Source organism: Hydrogenophaga electricum (assembly GCF_030160815.1).
In the GTDB taxonomy this organism is placed as follows: Bacteria; Pseudomonadota; Gammaproteobacteria; order Burkholderiales; family Burkholderiaceae_C; genus Hydrogenophaga; species Hydrogenophaga electricum.
Map to the genome: position 1 here is coordinate 1 of NZ_BSPB01000063.1, position 17,097 is coordinate 17,097.

The following is a 17,097-nucleotide window of genomic DNA, read 5'->3' on the forward strand; positions in this document are numbered from 1 at the left end:
TGCCTGCGCCGGCCGAGCGCCCGCGTGGCGTGGTGGCCATTCCGGTGCGCGACCCGGGGCCGCCCTCGTCGCGGCTGGAGCAGCGGCGCGATCCGGGCGAGCCGCGCACCCCGGCGGTCGAACTGCAGCCCACGCCCGAGGGTGACTTCTGGTTCGCCACGGTGCAGCAACTCATCAAGGCCGAAGCCATCACCGCGCTGGTGCGCGAGCTGGGCCTGCAGTCGCAACTGGTGGCGCGCGACAGCGACCAGTGGATGTTGCGCATCGAGCGGGGGTCGCTCAACCAGGGCAGCACGCGCGAACGGCTGACCCATGCGCTGCGCACACTGGGGCACGAAGTGCGCCTGGTGGTGGAGATCGCCCCCGTCAACGACTCGCCGTCGCTGCGCCTGGCGGCCGAAGCGGTGCGCCGCCAGCGCGAGGCCGAGCGCGTGATGCTCGACGACCCCTTCGTGCAGCAAATGATGCGCGACTTTGGCGGCAAAATCGTGCCCGGCACGCTCAAACCTGTGGAACCCCTCACCCCGCCGCTGCGCGGGTCGTTGTCCCCGGCGGGGGCCGACCCGGTGTAGCCGGGCACGCTGCCGGATCGCCGATCTGCGCGCTTTTGAATTTTTTACCGAACCGACAAGGAACACCATGTTCAACAAAGGACAACTCGCCGGCCTGATGAAGCAGGCCCAGGCCATGCAGGACAACCTCAAGAAGGCGCAGGAGGAATTGGGCCATATCGAGGTGACCGGCGAGTCCGGGGCCGGTCTGGTCAAGGTGCTCATGACCTGCAAGCACGACGTCAAGCGCGTCACCATCGATCCGAGCCTGCTGGCCGACGACAAGGACATGCTCGAAGACCTGGTGGCCGCTGCCTTCAACGCCGCCGTGCGCAAAGCCGAAGAGACTTCGCAGGAAAAGATGGGCAAGCTCACCGCTGGCATGCCGGGCCTGCCCGGTGGCATGAAGTTCCCGTTCTGATCGCACAGGCACCTGCTCGCCGCCCCGCGCGGCGCAGCGGGGGCCGCCGCCCGCCATGGCCGACAACCATTCGCTCGATCAGCTCGTGCAGGCGCTGCGCTGTCTGCCCGGTGTGGGCGTGAAGTCGGCGCAGCGCATGGCCTTCCATCTGCTTCAGCACGACCACGAAGGCGCTCAGCGCCTGGCGCGTGCGCTGCAGCACGCCACCGAGCAGGTGCGCCATTGCGCGCTGTGCCATACCTTCACCGAAGGCGAGATCTGCGCCACCTGCCAGGACCCGCGGCGCGACGCGTCGCTGCTGTGTGTGGTGGAAACCCCGGCCGATCAGGCGGCCATGGAGCGCACGGGGGCCTACAAGGGCCTGTACTTCGTGCTCATGGGCAAGCTCAGCCCGCTCGATGGCGTGGGCCCGCGCGAAATCGGGCTGCAGAAGCTGTTCGACCGCATCGACGCGCCGGATGCCGTTATCCGCGAGGTGATCCTCGCCACCAACTTCACCGCCGAAGGCGAGACCACCGCCCATGTGATCGCCCAGGGCCTGAAGACGCGCGGCGTGCAGGTCACCCGGCTGGCGCGGGGCGTGCCCGTGGGCAGCGAACTCGAATACGTGGACCTGGGCACCATTGCCCACGCGCTGGTCGACCGCCGCTGAAAGCAGGCTGCAGTCCTGCGCGGCGCTACCGCTGCCCACCACCTTTACACCTGCTTGCAAAACAGCGCCCGACTGTCGGTGGAAACCCGCTCGGGACTCGTCCCGATGCCGGCTGAGCGGCCTTTGCCTATGCTGAATGTTCATCACGGACCGGTATCGGGCAGGGAAAGGACATGTGGCATCGGCGGGACTGGATGCGCCATGGCATTCGCTGGGGCGCCTTGGCAGGTTGGAGCAGTCTGGCGGGACCAGGCTGGCCGCAACCCCAAACGCCGCTGGACCCGACCGTACCAGCGCCGGCACGGCGTGCCGTGCTCGCGATTGACCGGCGCGAAAGCTTTGCCTACCTGCCCCTGACCTTGGCCGATCGCCTCGGGTATTTCGCCGAAGAAGGGCTGGAGGTGCATATCCGCGATTGGGGCACGCCCGCTGCCGCGCTGCAGGCCGTGCAGGCCGGTGCCAGTGATGTGCTGGTCGGCGCGTACGACGCTGTGCTGCAGACCGCCGGCCGGGCCAGTGCGCTCTCGGCTTTTGTGGTGCTCAGCCGCGCGCCGCAGTTGGTGCTGGGCGTGGCGCGGGGGATGACGCACTACCGCAGTTTCCGGGATCTGCGCGGCAAACGGGTCGGCGTGACGGGCCTGGGCTCACCCAGCCACCGGCTTACCCGCCTGTTGCTGTCGCGGGCGGGCATTGCCGCGAACGAGGTGCAGTACGACGTGCTTTCGGCCAATGGCGGTGCGCTCACGGCGCTGCGTGCCGGGCATGTGGACGCCGTCTGCTACACCGACCCGACCATCACGCTGCTGGAGCAGGGCGGTGACCTGCGCGTGGTGGCCGATACGCGCACGGTGCGGGGTTGTCAGGACGCCTTCGGCGGGCCGCTGCCATCGGTCTGCCTCGCGGCATCCGGGGATTTTCTGGCGACGCATGCCGGTGTGGCCCAGTCGCTGACGCACGCCCTGGTGCGGGCCCTGAAGTGGTTGCAGACGGCCGGGCCTTCAGACCTGATCAAGGCGGTTCCCGAAGCCTATTTCCAGGGCGACCGCGCGGTGTATCTGGCCGCGCTCAGCCGTGGCCAGGAAGCCTGGGTGCCCGACGGGTTGATGCCGGAAGGAGGGCCGCTCACCGTGGCCCGCGCGCTGACCCAGCTGGACGGCACACCCATGCCGTCGTCTGCCGAACTGGAGCGCAGCTTCACGAACACCCTGGCCCGCAAGGCCAAGGCGCGGTTTCGGGCTTGAGCCGCGGGCTGTGTGCCAGATCAGTTGCGCGGGGCGGTTTTGCCCTGGGCCAGCTTGGTGTTCTTGCGGGTGGCCGCAGTGCTGCGCTTGGCCGGCGGTTTGGCCGCGGCCTGGGCGCGGGCCTTGGTAGACGCCTTGGTTTTCGACTTGGACGAAGAGGCCACGCTGACCTGGCGCGGCAGCATGAGTGTCAGGCGCTGGCCGGTCTTGAGCTTGGCATTGACGGATAGCTTGTTCCAGTCGGCCACACTGACCGCGCTGACACCGTAGCGCCCGGCCAGTTTGGCCAGGTTGTCGCCCTTGCGGGCCCGCACCGTGGTCTTGCGCAGGATCACCTCCGGGGCCAGGCTGAGGTGGCCGTTGTCGGCCACGTGCACCGGCACGTCGGCATCGCGGCGCTCGCTGCGCGGCACCAGCAGGCTGGAGCCGGCGCGCAGCTTCATGCGCGGCGGGATGTTGTTGACGCTGCGCAGCTCGCTCTCGCTCATGCCCACGCGGCTGGCGGCCTGGGCCACGGTCATGGTGCTGGGCACCACCCACGCGGTCCAGCTGGCCAGCGGGCCCTGATGGGTCTGCAGGTTGCGCAGGAACGTGGTGGCGTTGTCCCAGGGCAGCAGGATGTTGGGCGTGCCGGCGGCCATGACCAGCGGCTGTTTGAGCGAGGGGTTGAGCGCGCGGAAGTCGCGCTCGCTGACATCGGCCAGGCGCGCGATCAGCGCCACGTCCATGTCGCGCTCGAGCGTGACGGTTTCGAAGAACGGGTGGTTGCCGATGTCGGGCAGGGTGGCGCCGAAGGCCTGGGGCCGCGCCACGATGTTCTTGACCGCCTGCAGCTTGGGCACGTAGTAGCGTGTCTCCGTGGGCATGTTCAGGTCGTTGTAGCCCGTGGCCATGCCGGCGTTCTGGTTGCGGGTGATGGCCCGGTTGACGTTGCCCTGGCCCCAGTTGTAGGCCGCCAGCGCGAGGTGCCAGTCGCCGAAGCGGTCGTGGAGCTGCTGCAGGTAGTCCAGCGCGGCGCGCGTGGAGGCCAGCACGTCGCGCCGGTCGTCGCGGAACATGTTCTGCTTGAGGTCGAACGACTGGCCCGTGGCCGGCATGAATTGCCACATGCCAGCGGCCCGCGCACTGGAAACCGCTTGCGGGTTGAAGGCGCTTTCGATGAAGGGCAGCAGGGCCAGCTCGGACGGCATGCCGCGGCGTTCGAGCTCCTCGACGATGTGGAACAGGTAGCGGCTGGAGCGCTCGGTCATGCGCTGGATGTAGTCGGGCCGCGTCGCGTACCACTGCTCGCGGTCGCGCACCAGTTCGGTGTCGAGATCGGGCATGGAAAAGCCGCGGCGGATGCGGTCCCAGAGGTCGACCGGTGCGGTCAGCGTGGCCACGGCCGGCAGCTCGGTGGCCCTGGCGGCCACGATGGGGCCCAGCGCCACGTTCGACGGCGTGTAGGCGGGGGCGGTGGCCTCGGGCCGGGGGGTGGTGGAGGGCGCTGGACTCTGCTGGCCCCAGGCGCCGCCGCGTGACGGGGTCGGGGACGAGGCGCAGCCGGCGAGCAGGGCCAGCGTGGCCAGCAGGCCGGCGAAGCGGCGCGTCAGGCGGGAGAGGTGGTCAGTGGGCATGGCTCAGCGGAAATCGTTTTTCCATTCACGCAGGGCGGCGAAGCAGCCGACCGCGTCGTCGGGGGTGTCGGGGGCATGGGCCATCACCGCCTGGCGCACGGCGGGCAGCCGCGAGCGCAGGAAGGGGTTGATGGCGGTTTCGGTGGCCAGGGTGCTGGGCAGCGTGGGTTCAAGCCGCTCGCGCAGGGCCTGGCATTGGTCCGCATGATGGATCAGCGCTGCGTTGCCAGGTTCCACCGCCAGCGCGAAACGCAGGTTAGACAGCGTGTATTCGTGCGTACAGCACACCCGCGTGGCACCGGGCAGCGCGGCCAGCCGCTCCAGCGAGTCGAGCATCTGGGCCGGTGTGCCTTCAAAAAGGCGGCCGCAGCCGGCTGAAAACAGGGTGTCGCCACAGAACAGCAGCGGGGCGCCATCCACCGCGTCGGCGTACCAGGCGATGTGGCCGGCTGTGTGGCCAGGCACGTCGATGACCTGAAAGGGAATCCCCAGCACCGCCACCGTCTGGCCGCCCTGCACACGTTCCACCGGTTCGGGCAGTGCTTCGAGCGCGGGGCCGAGCACGCGCGCACCCGTGCGTTCGCGCAGGGCCGCCACGCCGCCAACGTGGTCGCCGTGGTGGTGGGTGATCAGGATGGTGTCGAGCTGGAGCGAGCGCTGCGCCAGCCAGGCCAGCACGCCTTCGGATTCACCCGGGTCCACCACCAGGGCACGCTGCCCGTCGTGCAGGATCCAGATGTAGTTGTCCGAGAGGGCTGGCAGGGGAAAGAGCGTCATGCGTCGGCGGGCGTCTGGGGGCAAAAGGCCGGGATGGGCGAAGGCACCGGGGTGCGTGTAGAGTTCGCAGCAGCCTGACTGGGCCGGCCCGAAGGCCGCCGGCGGGCGACGAACCCGAACACGATTCATGCCGCCTGCGATTATAAGTTTGCCCCTCTGGTTCCAGACCCCTCCCGGGCGCTATCTGCTGGCCTGGGAGCAGGCGCAGTTTGACCGGGCGGTGGCCGACATTTTTGGTTTCAATGCCTTGCAGCTGGGCCTGCCCCAGCTCGACGCGCTGGCGGCCAATCGCATGCCGCACCGCTGGCGGGCCTTGCCCGAAGAGGCGCTGACGCCGACCCCGCCTCCCGGCGGTTTGCAGACCCAGGAGGGCGGACGGCGCGTGGATGGCGCAGACAGCGGCCACGCCGGCGTGGCCTGGGGCGGCGTGGCCGACCCCGATGGCGCCCTGCCTCAGGTGGCGCTGGTGACCGACGCTGCCGCACTGCCGTTTCCGGAGGCCAGTCTCGACCTCGTGGCGCTGCCGCACACGCTGGAGCTCAGCGCCGATCCGCACCAGGTGCTGCGCGAAGTCGAGCGCGTGCTGCGCCCCGAAGGCCGTGTGGTGGTGTGCGGGCTCAACCCGGCCAGCCTCTGGGGCATGCGGCAGGCGCGGGCCCGCTGGGCGCGCGGCCTCGGGATTTCCGCCTTCGGCCTGGGCCATCCCTACCTGCCGGAGACGGGGGATTTCATCGGCCCCTGGCGTTTGCGCGACTGGTTGCGGCTGATGGGCTTCGAGGTTGAGCACGAGCGTTTTGGCGGCTACCGTCCCGGTGTGCGCACCGACAAGTGGTTGCAGCGCTGGGCCTGGATGGACGGCGCGGGCGGGCGCTGGTGGCCGATCTTCGGCGCGTTCTATTGTGTGGTCGCGGTCAAGCGCGTGCGCGGCATGCGCCTGCTGGGCCCGGCCTGGAAACCCCGCCGTGTGCCGGCGGCGGCGCCTGTGTCCGTGGCCAATCGCGACACGGTCTGATTTTTTCTGGAGTGTTTTTTGAGTCTGAATCACGTGGTGATGTACACCGATGGCGCCTGCAAGGGCAACCCCGGCCCCGGCGGCTGGGGGGTCTACCTGAAGGCCGGCGCGCATGAAAAGGAGCTGTGGGGGGGGGAGCGGGTGACGACCAACAACCGCATGGAGCTGATGGCGGTGATTGAAGGCCTCTCGGCGCTCAAGCGGCCGTGCCAGGTGGCGCTCTACCTCGACAGCCAATACGTGCGCAAGGGCATCACCGAGTGGATTCACGGCTGGAAGAAAAAAGGCTGGCTCACGGCCGACAAGAAGCCGGTGAAGAACGCCGATCTCTGGCAGCGCCTGGACGCCTTGGTGCACGACGGCGTGCACCACATTGAATGGCACTGGGTCAAGGGCCACGCCGGTGATCCCGGCAACGAGCGGGCCGACGCGCTGGCCAACCGCGGCGTGCCGGCGTAGCGGCTTTCGCGCCATCGGTGCCGCCGTGGAGGGGAACCGTTGGGAGGCCAGTGGGGCAGCGCGGTGGCGGGGCATTGAACTTGTCATGCCGAATCTGTATCAGCGCTGATACATTGCACCGTTGCTGCCGCGGCCGAATGAGCCTTGCTCGCCACCTTCCCACCGCCATTTCCCCACACCATGGCCAGAAAAACCACCTACACCTGGGTCGCCGTCGGCGGCATCGCTATCGCTTCCGCCGCTGCCTGGTGGTTCCAGCAGCAGCCCGCGGATGCCCGCAAGGGCGCGGGTGGTGCGCCTGCGGCGGCGGGACCGGCCGCCGGCGGTGGCGGGTTGCCCGGCGTCGAGGTGGCCCGGGTGCAGACGGTCAGTCTGCGTGACGACGCGCAGTCGGTGGGCACGCTGCGATCGCGCCAGAGCGTCACGCTGCGGCCCGAGGTCGCCGGGCGCATTGCCGCCATCGCCTTCACCGAAGGCGCGCGCGTGCGCAAGGGCCAGACGTTGGTGCAGCTCGACGACGTGCTTCAGCGGGCCGAGCTGACCCAGGCCCAGGCGCAGCTGTCGATTGCCCAGGCCAACCTCAAGCGCAACGAGGAACTGGTGGCTCAGGCCTTCGTGGCCCAGCGCGTGCTGGACGAAAGCCGCGCCGCGCTGCAGGTGGCGCAAGCGCAGGTGGCCCTGGCCCAGGCCCGCCTGGCGCGCATGCGCATCGCCGCGCCCTTCGATGGCACGGTGGGGCTGCGCAACATCAACCTGGGCGAGTACGTCAAGGATGGGGCCGACCTGGTGAACATCGAGGACACCTCGCAGCTCACGGTGGACTTCCGCCTGCCCGAGCGCTACCAGACCCGCATCGCGCCCGGCCAGGCGGTGCAGGTGCAGGTGGATGCCTTGCCGGGGCGTGCCTTCGACGCGCGCGTGCAGGCGGTGGACCCGCTGCTCGATGCCAATGGCCGGTCGCTGCTGGTGCGCGCCACCATGCCACCGGCCCCCGGCGGCGAACTGCGCCCCGGCATGTTCGCGCGCGTGACGACGGTGTTTTCGGTCAACGAGGCGGCGCTGGTGGTGCCCGAAGAGGCCATCGTGCCGCAGGGCGGCAAGCAGTACGTGATCAAGCTGGTCCGGGAGGGCGAGGGCGATGCGAGCAAGCTGGTGTCGCAGCGTGCGGAGGTGCTGATCGGCGTGCGGCGCGGCGCGCAGGTGGAAATCACGCGGGGCCTGGGAGAAGGCGACACCGTGGTCGTGGCCGGACAGCAGCGGCTGCAGCGCGACGGCACCGCCGTGCGGGTGGTGGACATGAACCGCCCGGGCGGAGCGCCCGCTGGCCAGGGTACCGATGCCGCCAAACCCGCTGCTCCGCAAGGGGCCAAGGCCCCGGCTGCGGGCTGATACCGAACGACCCGTCCAGGAGACCGCCCCATGCAGTTGCCCGAACTGTCGATCCGTCGCCCGGTGTTCGCCAGCGTGCTGTCGATGCTGATCCTGCTGGTGGGCCTGGTGGCCTTCCAGGGGCTCACCGTGCGCGAGTACCCGAAGATCGACGAACCCACCGTCACCGTCAGCACCACCTTCAGCGGCGCCTCCAGCGAGGTGGTGGAGTCGCAGGTCACCAAACCGCTGGAGGATTCCATCGCCGGCATCGAAGGGGTGGACCTCATCACCTCGATCAGCCGCCAGGAACGCAGCCAGATCACGGTGCGTTTTGCGCTCTCGCGCGACCCCGATTCGGCCGCGGCCGATGTGCGCGACAAGGTCAGCCGGGTGCGCCAGCGCCTGCCGCAGGGCATTGACGAGCCGGTGATCGCCAAGGTCGAGGCCGACGCCTTTCCGGTGATTTGGCTCGCGCTGACGTCGGACACCCACAGCGCCTTGCAGCTGTCCGACCTGGCCAACCGCATTGCCAAACCGGTGCTGCAGACCGCGCCCGGCGCGGCCGAAGTGCGGGTGTATGGCGAGCGCAAGTATTCGATGCGCGTGTGGATCGATCCGGACCGGCTGGCCGCCTACGCGCTCACGGTGCAGGACGTGGAGGACGCGCTGCGCCGCTCCAACCTTGAAGTGCCGGCCGGGCGCATCGAGAGCAGCCAGCGCGAATTCAACGTGACCGCCGCGACCGACCTGCGCACGCCCGAGCAGTTCCGCGACATGACCATCCGCACCGTCAACGGCTTGCCGGTGCGGCTCGGCGATGTGGCCCGGGTGGAGCAAGGGCCACAGGACGAGCGCAGTTCGGTCCGCCTCAATGGGCGCGATTCGGTGTCGCTGGGCGTGATCCGCCAGGCCACGGCCAACCCGCTGGAGCTGTCGGCGGGCGTGCGCACCCTGCTGGAGAAGGTCAAGGCCGACCTGCCGCCGGGCATCGGCGTGGACATCGCCAACGACAACTCGGTCTTCATCGACCGTTCGATCAAGGCGGTCTACACCACCATCGCCGAGGCGGTGGTGCTGGTGGCCCTGGTGATCTTCGTGTTCCTGCGCACGCTGCGCGCCTCCATCATTCCGCTGGTGACCATCCCCATCAGCCTGATCGGCGCCTTCGCGCTGATGGCGCTGTTCGGCTTTTCCATCAACACGCTCACGCTGCTGGCCCTGGTGCTCGCCATCGGGCTGGTGGTGGACGACGCCATCGTGGTGCTGGAGAACATCTACCGCCACATCGAAGAAGGCATGAAGCCCTTTGAAGCCGCTATCCAGGGCGGTCGCGAAATCGGCTTTGCCGTGATCGCGATGACCCTGACGCTGGCCGCGGTGTACGCGCCGCTGGCGTTCACGCCGGGGCGCACCGGGCGGCTGTTCGCCGAATTTGCGCTGGCCCTGGCCGGCGCGGTGGTGGTGTCGGGCTTCGTGGCGCTGACGCTCTCGCCCATGCTGTGTTCCAAGCTGCTGCGCCACAACCCGAAGCCGAACGCTTTCGACCGCGGCATGGAGCGGGTGCTGGTGGCCATCACCAATGTATACAGCGCCGCGCTGGCCGCCAGCCTGAAGGTGCGCTGGCTGGTGGTGGGCGTGATGGTGGCGAGTGCGGTGGGCAGCTGGTGGCTGTTGCAGCACACGCGCCAGGAGCTGGCGCCCATCGAGGACCGCGGCGTGATCCTGGCCAACATCAACGGCCCCGATGGCGCCACCCTGGCCTACACGCGCCGCTATGCCGAAGCGATCGAACGCATCGGTCAGGACTATCCCGAGTTCGACCGCATCTTTGCCAACATCGGCAACCCCACCGTGGCCCAGGGCTCGGTCTTCCTGCGTGCCAAGCCCTGGGAGGAGCGCGACCGCTCCATGCAGGAGATCGCGCGCGAGATCGCGCCGCGCATGGCGGCGTTGCCGGGCATCAGCGCCTTTCCGATCACGCCACCGTCGCTCGGGCAGGGCTTCCGCGAGCGCCCCATCAACTACGTGATCGTCACCTCCGACAGCTACGACAACCTTTCGCGCGTGGTGCGCCGCTTCCAGGACGAAATGGCCAAACACCCGGGCTTCGTGCAGGTGGACACCGACCTGCGGCTGAACAAGCCCGAGATCCGCATGGACGTGGACCGCGAGCGCGCGGCCGACATGGGCGTGAGCGTGGACGCCATCGCCCGCACCGTGGAAACCCTGCTGGGCGGGCGCACCGTCACCCGCTACAAGCAGGGCGGCGAACAGTACGACGTGGTGGTGCAGACCGACAGCCTGCAGCGCAGCGCGCCGGAAGACATCGACCGCCTGTTCGTGCGCGGCCGCAACGACGCCATGATTCCGCTGGCCTCGCTGGTGAAGGTCAGCGAGGTGGTGGTGCCGCGCGAACTCAACCACTTCGGCCAGCGTCGCAGTGCGTCCATCACCGCCAACCTCGGGCCCGAGCTGGCGCTGGGCGACGCGCTCAACATCATGGACGGTATCGCGCGCGACGTGCTCCCGCCCGGCTACACCACCGACGTCAATGGCCAGAGCCGCGAGTTCCGCAACTCGTCGGGCTCGCTGGCGCTGGTGTTCGCGCTCTCGCTGCTGTTCATCTACCTGGTGCTGGCCGCGCAGTTCGAGAGTTTTGTCGACCCTTTCATCATCATGCTCAGCGTGCCGCTGTCCATGCTGGGTGCGCTGCTGGCGCTCAAGTTCACCGGGGGCACGCTCAACGTGTTCAGCCAGATCGGGCTCATCACCCTGGTGGGCCTGATCACCAAACACGGCATCCTGATCGTGGAGTTTTCCAACCAGCTGCGTGAGCAGGGGCGCTCCAAACTGGCGGCGGTGCAGGAGGCGGCGGCCCTGCGCCTGCGCCCCATCCTGATGACCACCGGGGCCATGGTGCTGGGGGCGATTCCGCTAGCCTTGGCCAGCGGCGCTGGCGCGGAAAGCCGCCAGCAGATCGGCTGGGTGATCGTGGGGGGCATGTCGCTGGGCACGCTGCTGACGGTGTTCGTGGTGCCCACCATGTACATGCTGCTGGCGCGCGACCGGCACACCTCGCGGGTCCTGCCCGACGCGCCGGCCGCCAGTGCCAGCGGGCACGACGTGCTGGTGGCCAAATGATCTGACGCCGGTGCCGCGGGCGCCGCGGGCTCGCCACAGCCGGTGGCTTCAGGGCAGAATCCGGAGGGTGTGCTGTTTGCTGGCGGCAGAGGAGGCGCCACGACCATGATCACCATCCGCATCCGGCGCTTTTCGCCCCACCAGAACGCCAAGGTGTTCGCCGTGCTGTCCACCGTGGGCGTCGCCATCTTCGTGTGGCCGTTCTGGCTCTTCCTGGGCAGCTCGGCCCCGTGGGAAGCGCAGCACCTGCACTGGTTTGTGTGGCTGGCGCCGCTGTTCTATTTCGTGATGACCTACCTGACTGTGTTCATCGGCTGCCTGGTCTTCAACCTGTTCAGTTCGTTCACCGGCGGGATCGAGGTCGGGGTGAGCGAGCTGCCATCTTCCTGAGGCCCGGCACGGGCCGGGCACGTCAGAGCAGGCCGTCGAACAGCAGCACGTCGACGCTGTCGCCGGCGGCCACGGGGCCCTGGTCATGGGCCAGCACGATCAGCGCGTTGGCTTCGAGCATGGAGCGCAGCACCCCCGATCCCTGGTGCTCGGCCGGGGTGGCGGTCAGGCGGCCGTCGGCCTGGCGCTGGACCAGCGCGCGCAGGTACTCGGTGCGGCCAGGCCGCTTTTTCAGCGCGGCGGTGCAGTGTGCCGGCACCGGCAGCGGCACCTGGGGCGTTGCGCCCATGAGGCGCTGCAGCGCCGGGCGCACGATCATCAGAAAACTCACCATGGCCGCCACCGGGTTGCCCGGCAGGCCGAACAGGCAGGTCGGGGCGCGCGCGGCGGCGGTGTCCCCGGCGGGCAGCACGCCGGCGGCGAACGGCCGGCCGGGCCGCATGGCCAGGTGGCAGAAGGCGACTTGGCCCAGGCGCTGCATCAGTTGCCGCGTGTGGTCGGCATCGCCGGCACCGACACCGCCGCTGGTGAGGATGGCGTCGGCCTCGCGGGCGGCGCGGCGGAAGGCGGCTTCGATGGCGGCCGGCTCGTCGGGCACGACGCCGAGGTCGATCACCTCGGCACCCAGGCGGGTGAGCAGCGCCCGCAGCGTGTGGCGGTTGCTGTCGTAGATGGCGCCCGGGCGAGCGGGCGCGCCGGGTTCCAGCAGTTCGTTGCCGGTGGACAGGCAGGCCACCCGCATCCGCCGGACCACCGGCACGCGGTCCAGGCCCAGGCTGGCCAGCAGACCCAGCGCGGCGGGCCCGATCGTCAGGCCCGTGGGCAGGGCGCTGTGGCCGGCGCGCAGGTCTTCCCCGCGGCAGCGGCGGTGGCTGCCCGGTGCCACGGTGTCGGCCGGCAGGTGCAGGGTGCTGCCTTCGATCTGCACCCGTTCATGGGGCACGACGGTGTCGGCCCCTTCGGGCATCACCGCGCCGGTCATGATGCGCACGCATTCGCCCGCGCCCAGGCGCGCGGCGGCGGGGCCGCCGGCCAGCACCGTGTGCGGCACCACCCGCAGGCGCAGGGCTTCGCCGGGCCGCAGGGAGGCGCCAGCGAACGCATAGCCGTCCATGGCCGCGTTGTCGTGCGGTGGCACGTCGACCGGGGACACCACGTCTTCGGCCAACACGCGCCCGAGTGCCTGCGCCAGGGGCACCTGCTCGCGCTCGGTCAGCGGTTGCACGCATTGCAGCAGCGCTTCGCGCACGGCGGGCACGGGCAGGTCGGCGGGGTGGGCGGCCAGCAGGGCTTGCAGCGGCCGGTCGGTCGAGGTCATGGATGGCGCGTGTGTTCCAGAGCCTGCAGCTCGGCCAGGGTGTTGAGGTTGGTGAAGGCTTGCGGTGGGGTGTCGCCGGGGCCGAAGACCTGCGTGCGGGTGTCCAGGCCCGCCAGCCAGAGGCCGACTTTGCGCCCGCCCGCCTGCAGGAAACGGCTCAGATTGTCGCGCAGCCCGGGGTCGGCTGCGTGCAGCAGGCCGAAGGTGGGCTGCAGGCGGGGCGGGGCGGCCGGGTCGTCGACGGGCGCGCGCAGCGTGACCGCTGCGGGGGTGGGGGTATGGGCCAGGGCCGCCAGCCGCACGGCCAGGTTCAGCGGGAACGCCGGCACGTCGCAGGGCACGACCAGCAGCCAGGGTGTGGTGCAGTGCGCCAGGCCGGCCAGGAAGCCGGCCAGCGGGCCGGGATGCGCCGGCACGCCTTCGGGCAAAGCGTCGGGCCAGACCGGGTGTCCCCAGGCCGCGTAGTCCGGCAGGTGCCGATTGGCGTTCAGCGCCACGGGCCCGATCAGGCCGCCTTGTTGGGCCTGCAGGCGTTGCAGCGCATGCAATGCCAGCGGCTGCGACCGGAAGCGCTGCAGGCCCTTGTCGGCGCCGCCCATGCGCAGGCCCTGGCCACCGGCCAGGACGAGGCCGGTGATGGCGCCCGGTGCGATGGGTGAATCGGTCACCTGCGAAGCGCGGCGCTCTTCAGCCGCCGATGTAGCTCATTTCGATGCGGCGCCCGGCGCCCGCCGCCTCGGGCGGTAGGGCCGCGCGCAGGGCCGAATAGCGGTCGCTGCGGGCCTGCCAGGTGGCGCCGATGGCACTGGCCAGCTCGGCGTCGCTGGCGCCCCTGCGCAGCAGGGCACGCAGGTCGTGGCCCTGCGAGGCGAACAGGCACAGGTACAGGCGCCCTTCCATGGACAGGCGGGCGCGGTTGCAGTCGCCGCAGAAGGCCTGGGTGACGCTGCTGATCAGACCGATCTCGCCGGCCTGCGGATCGTGCCGGCCGTCCGGGCCGGCGTGGCCCCAGCGTTCGGCGGTTTCGCCCGGGGTGCCGGGTTGCAGGGGCACCAGCGGCATGTCGCGGCGGATGTGTTCCAGCACCTGCGCGCTCGGCAGCACCTCGTCGAGCCGCCAGCCGTTGGTGGCGCCCACGTCCATGTATTCGATGAAGCGCAGCACGATGCCCGTGCCCCGGAAGTGGCGGACCATGGGCAGGATCTGGTCCTCGTTGGTGCCGCGCTTGACGACCATGTTGACCTTGATCGGGCCGAGCCCGGCGGCTTGTGCGGCCTCGATCCCGCGCAGCACGTCGGCCACCGGAAAATCGACATCGTTCATGCGCCGGAACACCGCGTCGTCGAGCCCGTCCAGGCTCACGGTCACGCGCTGCAGGCCGGCCGCCTTGAGGGCCTGGGCCTTGCGCGCGAGCAGCGAGCCGTTGGTGGTCAGTGTCAGGTCCAGCGGCTGGCCGTCGGGCGTGCGCAGGGCGGCCAGCATGGCCACCAGGGTTTCGATGTTCTTGCGCAGCAGGGGCTCGCCGCCGGTCAGGCGGATCTTGTGCACACCGTGCGCGACGAACAGCCGCGCCACGCGGGTGATCTCTTCAAAGCTGAGCAGCGCGCTGTGCGGCAGGTAGGGGTAGTCCTTGTCGAAGACGTCCTTGGGCATGCAGTAGCTGCAGCGGAAGTTGCAGCGGTCGGTGACGCTGATGCGCAGATCCCGCAGCGGCCGGCCCAGGGTGTCGTCCAACTGGCCGGTGACCGCCACAGGCTGCGGCGGCACGCGCATGGGCAGGGTCGCCATGCCTTCGACGGCCAGGGGGATCACGCGTTCGGACATCCCCCGATTCTCCCTCAGACGCAGCGGGCGCCGTCGACCTCCAGGCAAACCCCCGAGATGAAAGCGGCTTCGTCGCTGGCCAGGTAGAGCACCGCGTTGCCCACATCGTCCGGGGTGGAAAAGCGGCCCAGCGGGATGGTGCTGCGGAACTTGGCCAGGCGCTCTTCGGTGAGCTCGCCGCCCGCGAACGAGGCGCCCAGGCCGGTGAAGGGGTTCATCACCGGGTTGATGCAGTTGACGCGGATGTTGTCCGGGCCAAGCTCGGCCGCGAGCGACTTGCTGGTCGTGATGACCGCACCCTTGGAGCCGTTGTACCAGGTCAGGCCCGGGCGCGGGCGCACGCCGGCGGTGGACGCGATGTTGATGAACGCGCCGCCGCCATTGCGCCGGAACTCGGGCACCGCGTGCACGGTGGACAGGTAGATGCTCTTGACGTTGACCGCGTAGCAGCGGTCGAACTCGTCTTCGGGCACGTCCAGCGCGGGCTGGTTCTTGTGTGTCCAGCCGGCGTTGTTGACGAACACGTCGAGCTTGCCGTGGCGTTGCACGGTGGTGGTCACCAGGGCCTTCACGTCGGCCGACTGGGTGACGTCGGCCGCGACGAAGCTGGCCTGGCCGCCGGCCGCGAGGATGTCGGCGACGACCCGCTCGCCACCGGCCAAGTTGACGTCGTTGACGATGACGGCCGCGCCTTCCGCGGCCAGCCGCTTGGCAATGCCTTCACCGATGCCGCCGCCGGCCCCGGTGACGATGATGGACTTGTCTTTCAAACGCATGGGTGGTCTCCGTTGTCGGTTCAGCCGTGGCGGATGGCCACGGTTTTCAAAGTGGTGAAGCCCAGCAGGGCCTCGAAACCTTTTTCGCGGCCGTAGCCGCTGGACTTGACGCCGCCGAAGGGCAACTCGACGCCGCCGCCGGCACCGTAGTTGTTGATGAAGACCTGGCCGGCCTTGATCCGCCTGGCCATGCGGAACTGGCGCGCGCCGTCGCGCGTCCACACGCCCGCTACCAGACCGAACGCGGTGCTGTTGGCCAGCGCCACGGCGTGGTCTTCGTCGTCGAAAGACATGGCGGCCAGCACCGGGCCGAACACCTCTTCCTGCGCCAGTCGGTGGGTGGGCGGCACGTCGCGCAGCAGCGTGGGGGCAGCGTAGTAGCCCGTGGCATCGGCCTCGTCGACGATCCGGCCCTGGGCCACGGTGGGAATGCCGTCGGCCTGTGCCTGCGCCAGGAAGCTGCGCACCCGTTCGAGCTGGGTGTGGCGGATCAGCGGGCCCAGGTCCAGGTCCATCGATGGCGGGCCGGCGCGCAGTGTGGTGAAGGCGTGGCCGACGCGTTCGAGCACGCGCTCGTACACGCAGCGCTGCACCAGCAGGCGCGAGCCGGCGCTGCAGGTCTGACCGCTGTTCTGCACGATGGCGTTGATGAGGAAGGGCAGGGCCGCGTCCACGTCGGCATCTTCAAAGACGATTTGTGGGCCCTTGCCGCCCAGCTCCAGCGTGACGGGGCAGTGGCGCTCGGCGGCCACCTGCTGGATCAGCGTGCCCACGCGCGGGCTGCCGGTGAAGCTGATGTGGTCGATGCCCGGGTGGCGCGCCAGCGCGTCGCCCACCTCGTGGCCGTAGCCGGTGACGATGTTGATGGCGCCGGCCGGAAAGCCGACTTCGGCCGCCAGCTCGGCCACGCGGATCAGCGACAGGCAGGCGTCTTCCGACGGTTTGACCACGCACACGTTGCCGGCGGCCAGCGCACCGCCGACGCTGCGGCCGAAGATCTGCATCGGGTAGTTCCACGGGATCACGTGGCCGGTGACGCCGTGCGGTTCGCGCCAGGTCAGCACGCTGTAGCCGTCGAGGTAGGGGATGGTGTCGCCGTGCAGCTTGTCGCCCGCGCCGGCGTAGAACTCGAAGTAGCGCACCAGCGCGAGCGCGTCGGCCCGGGCCTGCCGGACGGGTTTGCCGCAGTCGCGCTGCTCGATGGCCGCCAGCTCGTCGGCGTGTTCGGCCACCTTGGCGCTGAGCTTCATGAGCAGGCGCCCTCGTTCGGCCGCGCTCAGGCGGCCCCAGCTGCGGTCCAGGCAGTCGCGCGCGGCGCGCACCGCCGCGTCCACGTCGGTGGCGTTGCTGCGCTCGATGGTGTCGTAGGGTTGGCCGTCGGCCGGGTCGATGACGGGCAGCGTCTGGCCGGAGCTGGAGCACACGGCCTCATTGGCGATGAAGTTCAGGGGCATGGGGCTTTCTCACTGAGGGCCGATGACGGGAGCGGGCCCGATGGGAGCGAGCGCCGGAGGCTTGGCAAAGACCGCGTCGCGCAGCGCCAGCGTC

The 17,097-nt window shown here is 69.8% G+C and carries 16 protein-coding genes; 9 read left to right on the top strand and 7 right to left on the bottom strand.

All coding sequences use genetic code 11. The features are described 5' to 3' along the window. The 4 genes from QQK43_RS20435 to QQK43_RS20450 form a co-directional block, all read left to right on the top strand. The coding region (locus QQK43_RS20435; RefSeq protein WP_348533546.1) for a DNA polymerase III subunit gamma/tau C-terminal domain-containing protein at window positions 1-572 on the top strand (572 nt) is incomplete at its 5' end. Window positions 573-639: 67 nt separating this feature from the next. Further along, window positions 640-972: a YbaB/EbfC family nucleoid-associated protein gene (locus QQK43_RS20440; RefSeq protein ID WP_234262926.1), complete on the top strand. Its 333-nt coding sequence runs from the start codon at window positions 640-642 to the stop codon at window positions 970-972. A gap of 55 nt (window positions 973-1,027) precedes the next feature. Further along, window positions 1,028-1,624, top strand: a complete 597-nt coding sequence (recR, locus tag QQK43_RS20445; RefSeq protein ID WP_234262927.1) for a recombination mediator RecR — start codon at window positions 1,028-1,030, stop codon at window positions 1,622-1,624. Window positions 1,625-1,935: 311 nt separating this feature from the next. Further along, on the top strand, window positions 1,936-2,865 hold the full coding sequence (locus QQK43_RS20450; RefSeq protein WP_284309251.1) for an ABC transporter substrate-binding protein: 930 nt from the start codon (window positions 1,936-1,938) through the stop codon (window positions 2,863-2,865). A 20-nt stretch (window positions 2,866-2,885) separates the two neighbouring features. On the opposite strand, the gene QQK43_RS20455 is transcribed toward QQK43_RS20450, so the two are convergent. Both QQK43_RS20455 and gloB read right to left on the bottom strand, forming a co-directional pair. After that, window positions 2,886-4,481, bottom strand: a complete 1,596-nt coding sequence (locus tag QQK43_RS20455; RefSeq protein WP_284309252.1) for a transglycosylase SLT domain-containing protein — start codon at window positions 4,479-4,481, stop codon at window positions 2,886-2,888. 3 nt (window positions 4,482-4,484) lie between these two features. Then, on the bottom strand, window positions 4,485-5,258 hold the full coding sequence (gene gloB / locus QQK43_RS20460) for a hydroxyacylglutathione hydrolase (protein WP_234262931.1): 774 nt from the start codon (window positions 5,256-5,258) through the stop codon (window positions 4,485-4,487). Between the two features lie 127 nt (window positions 5,259-5,385). On the opposite strand from gloB, the gene QQK43_RS20465 reads away from it, so the two are divergent. The 5 genes from QQK43_RS20465 (at window position 5,386) to QQK43_RS20485 (ending at window position 11,631) form a co-directional block, all read left to right on the top strand. Beyond that, window positions 5,386-6,270, top strand: coding sequence for a class I SAM-dependent methyltransferase (locus QQK43_RS20465; RefSeq protein ID WP_370465323.1), 885 nt, complete (start codon window positions 5,386-5,388; stop codon window positions 6,268-6,270). A 24-nt stretch (window positions 6,271-6,294) separates the two neighbouring features. Then, complete coding sequence (rnhA, locus tag QQK43_RS20470) at window positions 6,295-6,729, top strand: ribonuclease HI (RefSeq protein ID WP_234262958.1); 435 nt, start codon at window positions 6,295-6,297, stop codon at window positions 6,727-6,729. A 180-nt stretch (window positions 6,730-6,909) separates the two neighbouring features. Next, window positions 6,910-8,118, top strand: a complete 1,209-nt coding sequence (locus QQK43_RS20475) for an efflux RND transporter periplasmic adaptor subunit (protein WP_284309253.1) — start codon at window positions 6,910-6,912, stop codon at window positions 8,116-8,118. 30 nt (window positions 8,119-8,148) lie between these two features. Continuing rightward, complete coding sequence (locus tag QQK43_RS20480) at window positions 8,149-11,241, top strand: efflux RND transporter permease subunit (protein WP_284309255.1); 3,093 nt, start codon at window positions 8,149-8,151, stop codon at window positions 11,239-11,241. 105 nt (window positions 11,242-11,346) lie between these two features. Continuing rightward, entirely contained in the window at window positions 11,347-11,631 is a 285-nt protein-coding gene (locus tag QQK43_RS20485) for a hypothetical protein (protein WP_284309256.1), read from the top strand. Window positions 11,632-11,653: 22 nt separating this feature from the next. Here the strand turns inward: QQK43_RS20485 and moeA are convergent, their stop codons facing one another. The 5 genes from moeA to QQK43_RS20510 are packed head-to-tail and all read right to left on the bottom strand — an operon-like array spanning window position 11,654 to window position 17,003. Next, complete coding sequence (gene moeA / locus QQK43_RS20490; RefSeq protein WP_284309257.1) at window positions 11,654-12,949, bottom strand: molybdopterin molybdotransferase MoeA; 1,296 nt, start codon at window positions 12,947-12,949, stop codon at window positions 11,654-11,656. Next, window positions 12,946-13,617, bottom strand: a complete 672-nt coding sequence (mobA, locus tag QQK43_RS20495) for a molybdenum cofactor guanylyltransferase MobA (protein ID WP_284309258.1) — start codon at window positions 13,615-13,617, stop codon at window positions 12,946-12,948. Before mobA ends, moeA begins: the two co-directional genes overlap by 4 nt. Window positions 13,618-13,636: 19 nt before the next feature. Then, window positions 13,637-14,773 carry a GTP 3',8-cyclase MoaA gene (moaA, locus tag QQK43_RS20500; RefSeq protein WP_284309259.1) on the bottom strand — a complete coding sequence of 379 codons (1,137 nt, stop codon included), beginning with the start codon at window positions 14,771-14,773 and terminating at the stop codon, window positions 13,637-13,639. A gap of 14 nt (window positions 14,774-14,787) precedes the next feature. Continuing rightward, window positions 14,788-15,549: an SDR family oxidoreductase gene (locus QQK43_RS20505; RefSeq protein WP_284309261.1), complete on the bottom strand. Its 762-nt coding sequence runs from the start codon at window positions 15,547-15,549 to the stop codon at window positions 14,788-14,790. Between the two features lie 20 nt (window positions 15,550-15,569). Next, window positions 15,570-17,003 (bottom strand): aldehyde dehydrogenase family protein, encoded by a 1,434-nt coding sequence (locus QQK43_RS20510; RefSeq protein WP_234262942.1) that lies wholly within the window; start codon window positions 17,001-17,003, stop codon window positions 15,570-15,572. Window positions 17,004-17,097: the final 94 nt, after the last annotated feature.

Bases quoted from the DNA above. Each gene is read 5' to 3' on its own strand.
- QQK43_RS20440 (WP_234262926.1), top strand. From the start codon at position 640: ATGTTCAACAAAGGACAACTCGCCGGCCTGATGAAGCAGGCCCAGGCC.
- recR (WP_234262927.1), top strand. From the start codon at position 1,028: ATGGCCGACAACCATTCGCTCGATCAGCTCGTGCAGGCGCTGCGCTGT.
- QQK43_RS20455 (WP_284309252.1), bottom strand. From the start codon at position 4,481: ATGCCCACTGACCACCTCTCCCGCCTGACGCGCCGCTTCGCCGGCCTG.
- gloB (WP_234262931.1), bottom strand. From the start codon at position 5,258: ATGACGCTCTTTCCCCTGCCAGCCCTCTCGGACAACTACATCTGGATC.
- QQK43_RS20465 (WP_370465323.1), top strand. From the start codon at position 5,386: ATGCCGCCTGCGATTATAAGTTTGCCCCTCTGGTTCCAGACCCCTCCC.
- QQK43_RS20475 (WP_284309253.1), top strand. From the start codon at position 6,910: ATGGCCAGAAAAACCACCTACACCTGGGTCGCCGTCGGCGGCATCGCT.
- QQK43_RS20480 (WP_284309255.1), top strand. From the start codon at position 8,149: ATGCAGTTGCCCGAACTGTCGATCCGTCGCCCGGTGTTCGCCAGCGTG.
- QQK43_RS20485 (WP_284309256.1), top strand. From the start codon at position 11,347: ATGATCACCATCCGCATCCGGCGCTTTTCGCCCCACCAGAACGCCAAG.
- moeA (WP_284309257.1), bottom strand. From the start codon at position 12,949: ATGACCTCGACCGACCGGCCGCTGCAAGCCCTGCTGGCCGCCCACCCC.
- moaA (WP_284309259.1), bottom strand. From the start codon at position 14,773: ATGTCCGAACGCGTGATCCCCCTGGCCGTCGAAGGCATGGCGACCCTG.
- QQK43_RS20505 (WP_284309261.1), bottom strand. From the start codon at position 15,549: ATGCGTTTGAAAGACAAGTCCATCATCGTCACCGGGGCCGGCGGCGGC.
- QQK43_RS20510 (WP_234262942.1), bottom strand. From the start codon at position 17,003: ATGCCCCTGAACTTCATCGCCAATGAGGCCGTGTGCTCCAGCTCCGGC.